The following is a 14,420-nucleotide window of genomic DNA, read 5'->3' on the forward strand; positions in this document are numbered from 1 at the left end:
CAATTTATTAAATGCATATGTTTGTTTTTATTATGTCCAGTATATCTTGAGATGGGATATCTTCAAGGTCATGCGATGATGAAATACATGCTATCTGATTCTTCCCATATCCACCAATCAATCCCGGGTCTGTCGGGCCATATAACGTAATATTGGGGCGATCCAATGCGGCGGTTAAATGGCTGAGACCTGTATCAACCGACACCACAAATTTTGCTCCCGCCAGGATGCGAGCAACCTCTTCCAGACTCATCCGCGGCAGGACATCGACGTAAGGAAAACCTTCCGCCAGCCTTTTGGCGCGCTCTTCTTCATGAGGGGCGCCCCAGGGGAGTTTAATACGGATGCCCGTATTATTTAACAGCCCAATCAGCTCCCGCCAGTTGGCTTCAGGCCAGTGCTTATCATCACGTGTAGTGGCGTGCAGAAATACAGCATACTGGCCTGCATCAGCCTTACGGTCATTCCTGAAATGCTGCGCAATAGCGTAATCACCCTGCGACTGCGGTTTAGCATATCCCAGACTTTTGGCGAACAATTCACGCGTACGTTCTACCGCATGTTGCTGTTTAGCAATGTGATGCTTGCGATTATAAAACAGGCTAGCCAGCGGCTCGCGGGCCGTACTCCAGTCCATACCATGCTTGACGCCACGTGCCAGACGCGTCACTAACGCCGCACTTTTAACCAGACCCTGCGCATCAATTATCGCGTCATACTGCTGCAAACGTACCGCATCGCGAAACGCTTTACGCTCGGCTTTAATCGGCGCTGAAAACCAGGCTTTACGCCAGCGGCGAATCGCCACTGGGATGACCCGGTCAACGGCTGCATGCCAGGAAGGGATCTGCGCGAATCCTTCTTCCACCACCCAATCAAATTGAATACCCGGAATAGCCTGCTGCGCATCGGTTAATGCGGGCAACGTATGCAGTACATCGCCCATAGACGACGTTTTAACGATCAGAACCCGCATCCGTCAGGCTTCCTCTTGTAACAACAGGTCGTTGAGTTCTTCCAGTACACGCTGGGGTGTGATGTCAATCAGGCTTTGGTGATAGCCTTCTGCCGCATCGCCCTTGCGCACTTTGTGATAGCCCGTAATCAGACGAATGACCCGTGCTTTGTGCGACAACGGCGGGGTAAAGTCCGGACTACTTGGGCCATACAACGCTACCAGAGGTCGATTCAACGCTGCGGCAACGTGCATTAATCCAGAGTCGTTGGTGACGACCGCTTTGCAGGCGGCGAGCAGAATAACGGCCTGCTCCAGCTGCGTTTCGCCCGCCAGATTACGACACCAGGCCTGCTGCTCAACGCTTAACGTTGCCAGGATTTCATTTCCGGCTTCATGATCTTTTGCCGAGCCAAACAGCACAATCTGATGACCTTCGTCTATCAGCTGTTTTGCCAGTTCAGCATAATGGTAGTGTGGCCAGCGTTTCGCCGGACCAAATTCCGCACCCGGGCAAAAACCGATGATGGGGCGTTCGGCAGAAAGGGAGAACTGGCTACAGGTCAGAGACTTTTCACCTTCGCTGACCTGCAACTGTGGCCACAGCAGAGGTTGCGGCAAATCTTTAGCCGACAGCATGACGCCTTTATCGTAGGCCAGGGCTACATAGCGTTCGACCATCAGCGGCCATGCGTCTTTATCCAGCACGCGCGCATCGTTGAGCAGGCCGTAGCGCATTTCACCACGCCAACCGGTACGATGCGGAATACCTGCAAAAAAGGGCACCAGCGCGGATTTAAACGAGTTAGGCAGCACATAAGCGCGGTCATAGCGCCTCTCACGCAGGCTATGACCGAGCTTACGCCGTTCACCAATTTCCAGAGCGCCATGCCCAAGCGGCATCGCGATCGCTTCATTGACTTCCGGCATCCGCGATAAAAGAGGACGGCACCATGCGGGTGCCATCACGTCGATTATCGCCTGGGGATAGCGCGCCTTGAGCGTGCGATAGAGACTTTGCGACATCATCATGTCGCCCACCCATGACGGGCCAACCACCAGAATCCTCATAGATTGCCTGCCTTAAGCGTCGCGGTTCAGCCAGGCCATATATTCCGTTACGCCTTCGGCGACGGTCTTAAACGGCTTGTCATAGCCCGCTGCGCGCAGGTTGGTCAGGTCTGCCTGAGTAAACGCCTGGTAGCGGCCTTTCAGTTTTTCCGGGAATGGAATGTACTCAATGCTGCCTTTTTTGTGGTACGCCAGCGTTGCGTCAGCAACGGCCTGGAAAGATTCTGCGCGACCGGTACCGAGGTTAAAGATGCCGGATACTCCGTTTTCCAGGAACCACAGGTTTACCGCAGCCACATCGCCAACATAAACGAAATCACGTTTGAAGTTTTCGCTGCCTTCGAACAGTTTTGGTGTTTCGCCATTGTTAAGCTGGGTATTGAGGTGGAAAGCGACGCTCGCCATGCTCCCTTTATGGCCTTCACGCGGTCCGTAGACGTTGAAATAGCGGAAGCCAACAATCTGAGAGTTGGCTTCTGGCAGGATCTGACGAACGTACTCGTCGAACAGGAATTTTGAGTAGCCATAGACGTTCAGCGGTTTCTCATATTCACGGGATTCGATGAAATCAGAAGTGCGACCGCCATAGGTGGCGGCAGAGGACGCGTACAGGAACGGGATTTCACGCTCCAGGCAGTAGTGCAGTAGCTCTTTGGAGTATTGATAGTTGTTATCCATCATATACTTGCCGTCCCACTCGGTGGTGGAAGAGCATGCGCCTTCGTGGAAAATCGCTTCGATATCGCCGAAATCTTCCCCGGCCATAATCTGGATCAGGAAGTCTTCCTTGTCCATGTAGTCAGAAATATTCAGATCCACCAGGTTAACAAACTTGGTGCCGTCTTTCAGGTTGTCCACCACCAGGATGTCGGTGATGCCTTTATCATTCAGGGACTTAACGATGTTGCTGCCGATAAAGCCCGCGCCGCCGGTAACGATGATCATAAATGTAACCTTCGAATTATGGAGTCAGAGACAATCTCAGACACGAATACTTTCTATCATATCACTACATGGCTCAGGCTTCAGCCATTCACCGATAAGCCGTGCGGGTACACGTGATTTATGCTTCATTTTGAAGAAGTGATGATGCGTCATCTCGTATCAACGTATAGCTTTGGGTAATATGTGCTGAAATTTGCCCAGTCTGGAGAATTGAAATGCGTGGGGATTTTTACAAACAGTTAACCAACGATCTCGACACCGCACGTGCGGAAGGATTGTTTAAAGAAGAGCGCATTATTACATCTGCCCAGCAGGCGGATATCACCGTGGCGGACGGAAGCCACGTTATTAACTTTTGTGCGAACAACTATCTGGGACTGGCTAACCACCCGGAGCTGATTGCAGCGGCAAAAGCGGGTATGGATTCTCACGGATTTGGTATGGCTTCGGTTCGCTTTATTTGCGGTACCCAGGATAGCCATAAGCAACTGGAGCAAAAACTGGCGGCATTCCTCGGTATGGAAGATGCCATCCTTTACTCTTCCTGCTTCGACGCCAATGGCGGCCTGTTTGAAACGCTGCTGGGCGCAGAAGACGCAATTATTTCCGATGCCCTGAACCACGCTTCTATCATTGATGGCGTTCGTCTGTGTAAAGCAAAACGTTTCCGTTACGCCAACAACGATATGGTGGAACTGGAAGCTCGCCTGAAAGAAGCACGTGAAGCGGGCGCTCGTCATATCCTGATCGCCACTGATGGCGTGTTCTCTATGGATGGTGTGATCGCTAACCTGAAAGGCGTTTGCGATCTGGCGGATAAATACGACGCGCTGGTCATGGTTGATGATTCCCATGCCGTCGGTTTTGTCGGCGAAAATGGTCGTGGCTCCCATGAATACTGTGACGTGATGGGTCGCGTGGACATCATCACCGGTACGCTGGGTAAAGCACTCGGCGGCGCATCCGGTGGTTACACCGCAGCGCGCAAAGAAGTTGTTGAGTGGCTGCGTCAGCGTTCCCGTCCTTATTTGTTCTCCAACTCACTGGCGCCAGCGATTGTTGCGGCCTCCATTAAAGTGCTGGAAATGGTTGAGGCTGGCAGCGACCTGCGCGACCGCCTGTGGGCGAACGCACGTCAGTTCCGCGAGCAAATGTCTGCCGCAGGCTTTACGTTAGCCGGTGCGGATCACGCGATCATCCCGGTGATGTTGGGTGATGCAGTAGTGGCGCAGGCGTTCGCCCGCGAGCTGCAAAAAGAGGGGATTTACGTTACCGGATTCTTCTATCCGGTGGTTCCAAAAGGCCAGGCGCGTATCCGTACACAGATGTCTGCGGCGCATACCCCTGAGCAGATTACGCGTGCTGTTGAGGCGTTCACACGCATTGGTAAACAACTGGGCGTTATTGCCTGAGGATGTGAAATGAAAGCGTTATCCAAACTGAAAGCGGAAGAGGGCATTTGGATGACTGACGTTCCTGAACCGGAAGTCGGTCATAACGATTTGCTGATTAAAATCCGTAAAACAGCCATCTGCGGGACTGACGTTCACATTTATAACTGGGATGAATGGTCGCAAAAAACCATCCCAGTACCGATGGTCGTTGGGCATGAATATGTCGGCGAAGTTGTTGGCATCGGTCAGGAAGTTAAAGGCTTTAAAATCGGCGATCGCGTTTCAGGCGAAGGTCATATCACCTGCGGACATTGCCGTAACTGCCGCGGTGGACGTACTCACCTGTGCCGCAATACGACCGGTGTCGGTGTAAACCGTCCGGGCTGCTTTGCGGAGTACCTGGTGATCCCGGCATTTAACGCATTTAAAATCCCGGACAATATCTCCGACGACCTGGCGTCTATCTTCGATCCGTTCGGTAATGCAGTGCACACGGCGCTGTCGTTCGATCTGGTTGGGGAAGATGTACTGGTGTCCGGTGCGGGTCCAATCGGTATTATGGCGGCGGCGGTCGCGAAGCACGTTGGCGCACGCCACGTGGTGATCACCGACGTTAATGAGTATCGCCTTGAGCTGGCGCGCAAAATGGGTATCACCCGCGCGGTCAACGTATCGAAAGAGAATCTGACCGACGTGATGGCTGAACTGGGTATGACCGAAGGGTTTGATGTGGGCCTGGAGATGTCGGGGGCGCCGCCAGCGTTTCGCGCTATGCTGGACACCATGAATCACGGTGGCCGTATTGCTATGCTGGGTATTCCGCCATCTGATATGTCCATCGACTGGACCAAAGTTATCTTTAAAGGACTGTTTATTAAAGGTATCTACGGTCGTGAGATGTTTGAGACATGGTACAAAATGGCTGCACTGATCCAGTCTGGTCTGGATTTGTCGCCGATCATCACCCACCGATTCTCCATCGATGAATTCCAGCAGGGCTTTGACGCGATGCGTTCAGGCCAGTCAGGGAAAGTGATCCTGAGCTGGGATTAACCGTATCCACCCTGTGGATTCTGTGTGTTGTCCCCGGATGTTGATTATCATTAATCATCCGGGGCGTTTTTTGCCTGCACAATCTCTCCCGCCCGGCGCATTTTCCGCTAAAGAATTAATAATTTTTTCTGAAAATCTACCGCTTAATATGCTAAAAAGTGCCGATTACTCTATTGTCTGGCTGGATTTGATATGACCTATATCCCTGGTCTCCTGAGCGTCATTATGCCGCTTTACAACACGGGTGAACCGTTCATTGCGTGTATGGATTCGCTGATTGCGCAAACCTGGAAGAACCTGGAGATCATCATTGTTAATGATGGCTCTACGGATAACTCTGCGGAGCTTGCTCAGTCTTATGCGGATCGTTATCCGCACGTTCATCTGCTGCACCAGCGCAATGGGGGCGTTTCGGCGGCGCGCAATACCGGTATGAAAGTCGCCAGGGGGGAGTACATCGCGTACGTAGACGGCGATGATATTGCCTACCCGGAAATGTATGAAACGCTGATGACTATGGCGCTGAAAGACAACCTGGATGTTGCGCAGTGCAACGCTGATTGGTGTATTGCGGAAACCGGCCACACCTGGGCATCCATTCCTACCGATCGTATTCGTTCTACCGGCGTGATGACCGGGCCAGACTGGTTACGCAAAGCGTTAGCCAGCCGCCGTTGGCGACACGTTGTCTGGATGGGCGTTTATCGTCATCAGACTATCCGCGACGCGGGGCTGACCTTCCTGTCTGGCCTGCATCACCAGGATATTATCTGGACGACGGAGTTTATGTTTAATGCGAAGCGCGCGCGTTACACGGAAATCCCTCTGTATAAATACTTCCTGCACGGCGCATCTGTTAGCCGTCTGCCGCGCACTGGGCTGAAAAACCTCGCTTACCAGCGCCACTACATCAAAATTACCCGTCTGCTGGATAAGATGAATCACGACTACGCTGGGCGTATTCCCATTTACCCGGAATTCAAACAGCAGGTGATTTACGAAGCGCTACGCGTTTGTCATTGCATACGTAAAGAACCGGACGAGAAAATCCGCCAGCGCATGATTGCTGAAGTATTCGTGTCGGGTATGTTCAAGCGTATGGTAAGCAATATTTGCAGCGTTAAGCTGGGTTATCAGGTGCTGTTGTGGGCTATCCGCTTTAGCCAGTGGCGCGATAAAGCACTGACGCCGCGCCGCCTGGCTCATTTAACGCTGGATAGCAAAGAGTGATTATTGCCAGCCCTGCCACTGCAGGCGCATATACTGCACCAGCGTGCTTTGGGTAATGCTTTCGCCGAGCACGCTGAAGAAGCGGCTGGCGTACACTGGCTCTAACGGCTGCTTCGGTTTGCATAATTTCACCCCGCGGAAAGGATTACGCGGCGCATCAGGTGTACCGTTCTTCGGTGGCGTGAGGTTTGGTCTGGAGGTATCCACCTGCGGTTCATTGAGCAGGCTGCTTGGGCGAACCAACGTGATGTCGGCTGGCAGGCTATACAGCATCTGTTGCAGGACACGAACCGTAGACGGGTGAGGATGGCCAATGGCGATTGCGGAACCGTTGCGGCGCGCCAGCTCGACGGCACGATTAAACTGACGGCGAATATCGGCTTCGTTTTGCGTGTCATCCAGGAAGACTTTGCGTTTGATGACCTTCACGCCGGTTCCTGACGCTGCGCGCATTGCCTGGCTGTTACCAATGGTCATGCTGTCCAGGAAGTAGAGATCGTAGCGTTCCAGCGCCTGCATCACCTTCTGCATGCCAAACAGGCTGGAGGTCATCGCGCTGCCCATATGGTTGTTCAGACCGACCGCATTCGGTACTTTGCTTACCGCGTCGCGAATAATTCGCTCAATCTCTTCGCTGCTCATTTCAGGGCGTAAAGTATCTTTCTCTAACGGCTGCTTGCTCAGCGGTGCCATTGGCAGATGGATTAAGACTTCATGCCCGCTGTTATGCGCTTTGATTGCCATTTCACGCGCATGTGGGGCGTTAGGCAGAACGGCAACGGAGATGGTAGAAGGCATCGCCAGTACCTGGTTTTCAGTGTGTGGGCGATAGCCGAAATCATCAATGACGATGGCGAGTTTGCCAGCAAAAACAGGTGTTGCGAAGGCCAGCAGGCTGGCGAGAGAGAGTAGTAGACGACGAAATTGTTGTGGCAAAACTTATCTTCCCAACCACGGCTGTGGATTGACCGCCTGACCCTGGCGACGAATTTCGAAATAGAGTGCCGGCCTGCCCTGACCGCCGCTGCTACCCACTAGTGCTATAGGCTGCCCGGCGCGAACCTGCGTACCGACGCTGACCAGTGCGCTCTGGTTATAACCGTACAGGCTCATATCGCCTTTACCGTGCTCAACGACGACCACCAGGCCATAGCCCTGCAACCAGTCCGCCAGAATGACGCGACCATCGGCAATGGCTTTAACTTCGGTGCCTTCGGATGCGCCAATAACCATCCCCTTCCAACGTAGCTCACCCTGCAGTTGTTCGCCATAACGATGTAGGGTTGGACCCCGAACGGGCCAGAATGCCTGGCCGCGTGGCGAACCCAAACCGCCGGTACGTGACATCAGAGATTTTTCACTTTCGGTCGGTTTGTAGGTTGAGCCTTTCCGTGATGCATCCTGTTGCTTATCGCGTACGGCCTGCGCCTCGCGGGCTTCACGTTCCGCGCGTGCTTTGGCTGCGGCTTCGGCGCGAGCAATGCTGTTGCGCAGGCGCGATTCGTTGGCGCGCATTTCGCCTAGCTGCTGCTGACCCTGTTGAATCGATGATTCCAGACTCGAAAGCGTTTTCTGGCGTTCGTTACGTGCCTGTTCCAGCTTAGCCTGCTGAGCGCGCTGTTCGTACAGTAGCGTCTGCTGTTCGCTTTGCTTATCTTCCAGCTCGGCTTTTTGCGAGTCGACCTCTTCGCGGGTTTGTTTCAGCTGCGCGATAGTTTCTTGCCTCGCCTGGTTCAGGTAGCCGAAATAGGCTTGCAGGCGCTGTCCGCGCTGGCTTTCTTCGCCGCTAAGGATGAGCTGAATACCGGTGTGTTCACCCTGGCGAAACGCGGCGTCTAACTGGGCTGCCAGACTGCGCTCTTGCGCTGCTCGTTGCTTTTCCAGCTTCGCGAGTGCTGCGTTCATCTCTGCGATTTGCGTGTTCAGCTGTGCCAGTGAGTTCTGCGTTTCGCGTAACTGCCTTGCGGCAACGGCGATGGCTTGTTCCTGAGCTTTAAGCTGAGCGAGGAGAGTGGAACGTTGTTGTTGCTGTTGGCGTACCGCGCGTTCTTTTGCCGCGATATCGGCCTGAATAGATTTGAGCTGGTCGCGTTCGTCCGCGTGGGCGGAAAAGGCGCACAGCAATACGCCAGCGCTAAGCGCGCTGGCGTAGAACAAGGGCCTGACTGAAAACTTACGCGGTTTCACGGCCCGAGTGATGGTATTAATCGCCTTTCCCCTCATGGGGAGGGATTATTCCACGATGAACAGCGGCTTACCAGTCATCTCTTGCGGGATTTCCATACCCATCAGCGTCAGCATCGTCGGGGCGATATCAGAAAGTTTGCCGCCTTCGACTGCTTTGACGTTCTTACTACCGACATAAATCAGCGGAACGGGCAGGTTGGTATGTGCAGTATGTGCCTGACCGGTGGACGGATCGCGCATCTGCTCTGCGTTACCGTGGTCTGCGGTGATCAGCAACTGGCCGCCAACGGACTCAACCGCTTTAGTCACCTGCTCAACGCAGTGATCCAGCGCTTCAACCGCTTTAACCGCTGCTTCCATCACCCCGGTGTGACCAACCATGTCGCCGTTCGGGTAGTTACAAATGATGGTGTCGTATTTACCGCTCTCAATCGCTGCAACCAGCTTCTCGGTCAGTTCAGCAGAGCTCATTTCCGGTTGCAGATCGTAGGTCGCAACTTTCGGAGAGTTGATCAGGATGCGGTCTTCGCCTTTGAACGGCTCTTCTACGCCGCCGTTGAAGAAGAAGGTCACGTGCGCATATTTTTCAGTTTCGGAAATACGCAGCTGCGTTTTTTCGTTCTTCGCCATCCACTCACCAAAGGTGTTGGCCAGAGATGCTGGTGGGTAAGCAACCGCAGTTTTGATGTCTGCCGCGTATTCGGTCAGCATCACAAAGTTGAGGTTAACGACTTTCTTACGGGCGAAGCCGTCGAAATCAGCGTTAACAAACGCACGGGTGATTTCACGCGCACGGTCAGCACGGAAGTTCATGAAAATCAGCGTATCGCCATCTTCCATAGCAGCATCTGCCTGACCTTCGGCACGGATCACGGTGGCTTTAACGAATTCGTCGTTTTCGTCGCGGGCATAAGCAGCCTGCAGACCTTCAACCGCCGTAGCGAACTGGAACTCGCCCTTCGCCAGCGTCATCAGATCGTAAGCCTGTTCAACGCGATCCCAACGGTTGTCGCGGTCCATAGCGTAGTAACGACCGATGATGGACGCTACGCGGCCTTTGCCCAGCGCGGCAAATTTCTCTTCGAATTTCTGCAGTGAATGTTCAGCGCTGCGCGGCGGAGTATCACGACCATCAAGGAAAGCGTGCAGATAGATTTTATCAGCGCCGCGTTCAGCGGCCATTTCTACCATCGCCATGATGTGATCTTCGTGGCTGTGAACGCCGCCAGCAGAGAGCAGACCCATGATGTGTACCGCTTTCCCGGCATTTTTTGCCTGGTCGACCGCATCGGTCAGCACCGGGTTAGCGAAGAAAGTACGTTCTTTGATTTCAACGTCCAGACGTGTAAGGTCCTGATACACGATACGGCCCGCGCCCAGGTTGACGTGACCCACTTCGGAGTTGCCCATCTGGCGATCGGGCAGGCCGACTTCCAGACCGGACGCATCAATCAGGGTATGCGGACGTTTTGCCCACAGCGCATCCATTACCGGGGTTTTAGCACTAAAAATGGCGTTATCCTGGCTGTCTTCGCGATAGCCGTAGCCATCCAGAATCACCAGTACCATAGGTTTTTTAGAAACCGACATTGCGACAACCTCACACTCAAGAGATAAAAAATAATTGCGTAATTTTACTACAGCTGAATCGATAAAGTAGCCCCCGAAGATCAAATAATGGGGGATCGCGTGCCAAGGGGAACACCGATTTACATTTTTTTTTCCGTAGCGCCCCGCAAAAATGCAATCCAATGCACGCTCTGGCTGTATTTGCGCCAACGCGCAGGTATACTCCTTTCCTGGTTTTTTTAATCACTGAGTCGGGAGTTGTTACCCCCCATGCAAGAAATTATGCAATTTGTTAGTCGCCACCCTGTCTTGAGTATCGCCTGGATTGCGTTACTGGCGGCTGTATTATTTACCACGTTTAAGAGCCTGACCTCAAAAGTGAAGGTGATTACTCGCGGCGAAGCTACACGTCTCATCAACAAAGAAGACGCCGTTGTTGTGGATTTACGCCAGCGCGACGACTTCCGCAAAGGCCATATCGCAGGCTCCACTAACCTGCTGCCGAGCGAAATCAAAGCCAACAATTTTGGCGAACTTGAAAAACACAAAAACAAACCTGTGATTGTGGTTGATGGTTCAGGCATGCAGTGCCAGGATTCAGCAACTGCGCTGATTAAAGCCGGTTTTGAGCAGGTATCCGTACTGAAAGACGGCGTAGCGGGCTGGAGTGGTGAGAATCTGCCACTGGTTCGCGGCAAGTAATTTACCCGTCTTCTTTCATGCCGCAGGGTAAAAAGAACACTGGAGATAAGTCATGGCCAATATTGAGATCTACACCAAAGCAACCTGCCCGTTTTGCCATCGCGCAAAAGCGCTGTTGAACAGCAAGGGTGTGAGTTTCCAGGAGCTTCCGATTGACGGCGATGCCGTAAAGCGTGAAGAGATGATCAAGCGCAGTGGCCGTACGACGGTTCCGCAGATTTTTATTGATGCACAGCACATTGGCGGTTGTGACGACTTGTATGCGTTGGATGCGCGTGGTGGACTGGATCCCCTGCTGCGATAAGGCGTACTGAAAGTATTTAAAGGACAACACTAAGGGTTTTCTAAACATGTCAGAACAAAATAACACTGAAATGGCTTTCCAGATCCAACGTATCTATACCAAGGATGTGTCTTTCGAAGCGCCAAATGCACCGCATGTTTTCCAGAAAGATTGGCAGCCAGAGGTTAAACTGGATCTTGATACCGCATCTACCCAACTGGCAGATGACGTGTATGAAGTAGTGCTGCGTGTCACCGTAACGGCTTCCCTGGGTGAAGAAACTGCGTTCCTGTGCGAAGTTCAGCAGGGCGGTATTTTCTCCATCAGTGGTATCGAAGGGACTCAGATGGCGCATTGCCTGGGCGCATACTGCCCGAACATTCTGTTCCCGTATGCCCGTGAATGCATCACCAGCCTGGTATCACGCGGTACGTTCCCGCAACTGAACCTTGCGCCGGTCAACTTTGATGCGCTGTTCATGAACTATTTACAGCAGCAGGCTGGCGAAGGTACTGAAGAACATCAGGATGCCTGATGAACCAAAGTAATGCTTCAATGACTGTGATTGGTGCCGGCTCGTACGGCACCGCTCTTGCCATCACCCTGGCAAGAAATGGCCATCAGGTTGTCCTGTGGGGCCATGATCCGAAACATATCGCGACCCTTGAGCACGATCGCTGCAACGTCGCGTTCCTCCCTGATGTGCCTTTTCCCGAAACGCTGCGCCTGGAAAGTGATTTAGCCACTGCGCTGGCCGCCAGTCGTAATATCCTGGTGGTGGTGCCGAGCCACGTCTTTGGCGAAGTGCTGCGTAACATCAAACCGCTGATGCGTCCTGACGCACGACTGGTCTGGGCGACAAAAGGTCTGGAGGCGGAAACGGGGCGTCTGCTGCAGGACGTCGCGCGTGAAGCGCTGGGGGACTCAATTCCACTGGCGGTTATTTCCGGCCCGACGTTCGCCAAAGAGCTAGCTGCGGGCATGCCGACGGCGATTTCTCTGGCCTCGACGGACGACGCCTTTGCTGACGATCTCCAGCAGTTGCTGCACTGCGGCAAAAGCTTTCGCGTTTACAGCAACCCGGATTTCATTGGCGTGCAGCTTGGCGGCGCGGTGAAAAACGTCATTGCGATTGGTGCGGGGATGTCTGACGGCATCGGTTTTGGCGCGAATGCGCGTACCGCATTGATCACCCGTGGACTGACCGAAATGTCTCGCCTTGGCGCGGCGCTGGGTGCCGATCCTGCCACCTTTATGGGGATGGCGGGTTTAGGCGATCTGGTGCTGACCTGTACCGACAACCAGTCGCGTAACCGTCGTTTTGGCATGATGCTCGGCCAGGGTATGGACGTGCAGGGCGCGCAGGACAAGATTGGTCAGGTGGTTGAAGGCTACCGCAATACGAAAGAAGTTCGTGAATTGGCGCACCGTTTTGGTGTCGAGATGCCAATAACCGAGGAAATTTATCAAGTATTGTATTGCGGAAAAAACGCGCGCGAGGCAGCATTGACGTTATTAGGTCGTGCGCGCAAGGACGAGCGAAGCAGCCACTAGCCGTAAGGAACCGTTTCAATCTAACGACCCGACCCGCGAAGAACGGGTCGGTCGTTTTGCTACCTTCTGGAGTACGCAATGCCGTGTGAAGAACTGGATATCGTCTGGAAAAACATTAAAGCGGAAGCCCGGGCACTGGCGGAATGTGAGCCAATGTTGGCCAGTTTTTACCACGCAACGCTGCTCAAACATGAAAATCTCGGCAGTGCGCTAAGCTATATGCTGGCGAATAAACTCGCTTCTCCAATCATGCCCGCCATTGCGATTCGCGAAGTCGTGGAAGAGGCCTATGCCGCCGATCCTGAAATGATTGCCTCAGCGGCCTGTGATATTCAGGCGGTACGTACGCGTGACCCGGCTGTCGATAAATATTCCACCCCACTTCTGTACCTGAAGGGTTTTCATGCGCTTCAGGCCTACCGTATCGGTCACTGGCTGTGGCATCAGGGGCGTCAGGCGCTGGCGATCTTCCTGCAAAATCAGGTGTCCGTTACCTTCCAGGTAGACATTCATCCGGCGGCAAAAATTGGCCGTGGGATTATGCTCGATCACGCAACCGGCATTGTGGTCGGTGAAACGGCAGTGATTGAAAATGATGTCTCTATTCTGCAATCCGTCACGCTAGGCGGGACCGGTAAAGCCGGCGGCGATCGTCATCCGAAAATTCGTGAAGGTGTAATGATTGGCGCGGGAGCAAAAATTCTCGGCAACATTGAAGTCGGGCGCGGCGCGAAGATTGGCGCAGGTTCCGTGGTTTTACAACCGGTACCCCCGCATACCACTGCGGCAGGCGTACCTGCACGCATCGTCGGTAAGCCTGACAGCGATAAACCGTCTATGGATATGGATCAGCATTTCAACGGGATACATCATACTTTCGAATACGGCGATGGCATCTGATTTCGAGCTATGCCCGGCGGCGCAGTGCTTACCGGGCCTACAAATCTCGTAGGTCGGATAAGGCGTCAGCCGCCATCCGACACAAATCAACTACGCAATACCGCGCCGGGATAACCTAACTGGCGCCAGGCCTCATACACCACCACCGACACCGCATTTGACAGGTTCATGCTGCGACTGTCCGGCATCATCGGAATTCGAATTTTTTGTTCGGCTGGCAGCGCGTCGAGGATGCTGGGTGGCAGACCGCGAGTTTCCGGGCCAAACATCAGATAATCCCCATCCTGATAGCTTACTGCGCTATGCGCTGGCGTACCTTTGGTGGTCAGGGCAAACAGACGTTGCGGATTTTCTGCGGCGACGAAGCTGGCGTAATCAGGGTGGCGCAGCACGGCGGTAAACTCATGGTAATCCAGCCCCGCGCGACGCAGGCGCTTGTCGTCCCAGGTAAAGCCCATTGGCTCAATAATATGCAGACGAAAGCCGGTGTTGGCGCAAAGACGGATAATATTGCCGGTATTTGGCGGGATTTCTGGTTCGAATAAAACGATGTTAAGCATACTGCCCCCTTGATAAC

Annotated in this window: 15 protein-coding genes; 8 read left to right on the forward strand and 7 right to left on the reverse strand. The window is 53.5% G+C overall.

Annotated elements, in window-relative coordinates; genetic code table 11:
• Window positions 1-7: 7 nt before the first annotated feature.
• The 3 genes from rfaC to rfaD are packed head-to-tail and all read right to left on the reverse strand — an operon-like array spanning window position 8 to window position 2,971.
• The gene (gene rfaC / locus GFB57_RS05205; RefSeq protein WP_003024124.1) at window positions 8-976 is read right to left on the reverse strand and encodes a lipopolysaccharide heptosyltransferase RfaC; all 969 of its coding nucleotides are present in this window, start codon (window positions 974-976) and stop codon (window positions 8-10) included.
• 3 nt (window positions 977-979) lie between these two features.
• Entirely contained in the window at window positions 980-2,026 is a 1,047-nt protein-coding gene (gene rfaF, locus GFB57_RS05210; RefSeq protein ID WP_003024126.1) for an ADP-heptose--LPS heptosyltransferase RfaF, read from the reverse strand.
• Window positions 2,027-2,038: 12 nt separating this feature from the next.
• Window positions 2,039-2,971: an ADP-glyceromanno-heptose 6-epimerase gene (rfaD, locus tag GFB57_RS05215; RefSeq protein ID WP_003024128.1), complete on the reverse strand. Its 933-nt coding sequence runs from the start codon at window positions 2,969-2,971 to the stop codon at window positions 2,039-2,041.
• A gap of 215 nt (window positions 2,972-3,186) precedes the next feature.
• On the opposite strand from rfaD, the gene kbl reads away from it, so the two are divergent.
• The 3 genes from kbl to GFB57_RS05230 all read left to right on the forward strand — a co-directional run bounded on the left by kbl (window position 3,187) and on the right by GFB57_RS05230 (window position 6,648).
• Window positions 3,187-4,383: a glycine C-acetyltransferase gene (gene kbl, locus GFB57_RS05220; protein WP_003024131.1), complete on the forward strand. Its 1,197-nt coding sequence runs from the start codon at window positions 3,187-3,189 to the stop codon at window positions 4,381-4,383.
• A 9-nt stretch (window positions 4,384-4,392) separates the two neighbouring features.
• Window positions 4,393-5,418, forward strand: coding sequence for an L-threonine 3-dehydrogenase (gene tdh / locus GFB57_RS05225; RefSeq protein WP_003024132.1), 1,026 nt, complete (start codon window positions 4,393-4,395; stop codon window positions 5,416-5,418).
• A gap of 192 nt (window positions 5,419-5,610) precedes the next feature.
• Window positions 5,611-6,648, forward strand: a complete 1,038-nt coding sequence (locus GFB57_RS05230; RefSeq protein ID WP_003024135.1) for a glycosyltransferase — start codon at window positions 5,611-5,613, stop codon at window positions 6,646-6,648.
• Here the strand turns inward: GFB57_RS05230 and GFB57_RS05235 are convergent, their stop codons facing one another.
• The 3 genes from GFB57_RS05235 to gpmM are packed head-to-tail and all read right to left on the reverse strand — an operon-like array spanning window position 6,649 to window position 10,425.
• Window positions 6,649-7,584 carry a divergent polysaccharide deacetylase family protein gene (locus GFB57_RS05235; protein ID WP_003024138.1) on the reverse strand — a complete coding sequence of 312 codons (936 nt, stop codon included), beginning with the start codon at window positions 7,582-7,584 and terminating at the stop codon, window positions 6,649-6,651.
• Window positions 7,585-7,587: 3 nt separating this feature from the next.
• Window positions 7,588-8,847, reverse strand: a complete 1,260-nt coding sequence (envC, locus tag GFB57_RS05240; RefSeq protein ID WP_230472378.1) for a murein hydrolase activator EnvC — start codon at window positions 8,845-8,847, stop codon at window positions 7,588-7,590.
• A 33-nt stretch (window positions 8,848-8,880) separates the two neighbouring features.
• Window positions 8,881-10,425 carry a 2,3-bisphosphoglycerate-independent phosphoglycerate mutase gene (gene gpmM, locus GFB57_RS05245; protein WP_003024144.1) on the reverse strand — a complete coding sequence of 515 codons (1,545 nt, stop codon included), beginning with the start codon at window positions 10,423-10,425 and terminating at the stop codon, window positions 8,881-8,883.
• A gap of 249 nt (window positions 10,426-10,674) precedes the next feature.
• Here gpmM and GFB57_RS05250 point away from each other — a divergent pair, with 249 nt between their 5' ends.
• From GFB57_RS05250 to cysE, 5 genes are all read left to right on the forward strand, one after another.
• Window positions 10,675-11,106, forward strand: coding sequence for a rhodanese-like domain-containing protein (locus GFB57_RS05250; RefSeq protein ID WP_003024148.1), 432 nt, complete (start codon window positions 10,675-10,677; stop codon window positions 11,104-11,106).
• Window positions 11,107-11,158: 52 nt separating this feature from the next.
• Window positions 11,159-11,410, forward strand: coding sequence for a glutaredoxin 3 (gene grxC, locus GFB57_RS05255; protein WP_003024152.1), 252 nt, complete (start codon window positions 11,159-11,161; stop codon window positions 11,408-11,410).
• Between the two features lie 46 nt (window positions 11,411-11,456).
• Window positions 11,457-11,924, forward strand: coding sequence for a protein-export chaperone SecB (gene secB / locus GFB57_RS05260; protein ID WP_003024155.1), 468 nt, complete (start codon window positions 11,457-11,459; stop codon window positions 11,922-11,924).
• Window positions 11,924-12,943, forward strand: a complete 1,020-nt coding sequence (gene gpsA / locus GFB57_RS05265; RefSeq protein WP_003024157.1) for an NAD(P)H-dependent glycerol-3-phosphate dehydrogenase — start codon at window positions 11,924-11,926, stop codon at window positions 12,941-12,943. The genes secB and gpsA overlap by 1 nt, the downstream gene beginning before the upstream one ends.
• A 78-nt stretch (window positions 12,944-13,021) precedes the next feature.
• On the forward strand, window positions 13,022-13,843 hold the full coding sequence (cysE, locus tag GFB57_RS05270) for a serine O-acetyltransferase (protein WP_003024160.1): 822 nt from the start codon (window positions 13,022-13,024) through the stop codon (window positions 13,841-13,843).
• A gap of 86 nt (window positions 13,844-13,929) precedes the next feature.
• On the opposite strand, the gene trmL is transcribed toward cysE, so the two are convergent.
• Window positions 13,930-14,403, reverse strand: coding sequence for a tRNA (uridine(34)/cytosine(34)/5-carboxymethylaminomethyluridine(34)-2'-O)-methyltransferase TrmL (gene trmL / locus GFB57_RS05275; RefSeq protein ID WP_003024163.1), 474 nt, complete (start codon window positions 14,401-14,403; stop codon window positions 13,930-13,932).
• Window positions 14,404-14,420: the final 17 nt, after the last annotated feature.

This window comes from Citrobacter sp. S39 (assembly GCF_009495675.1).
GTDB lineage: Bacteria > Pseudomonadota > Gammaproteobacteria > Enterobacterales > Enterobacteriaceae > Citrobacter > Citrobacter freundii.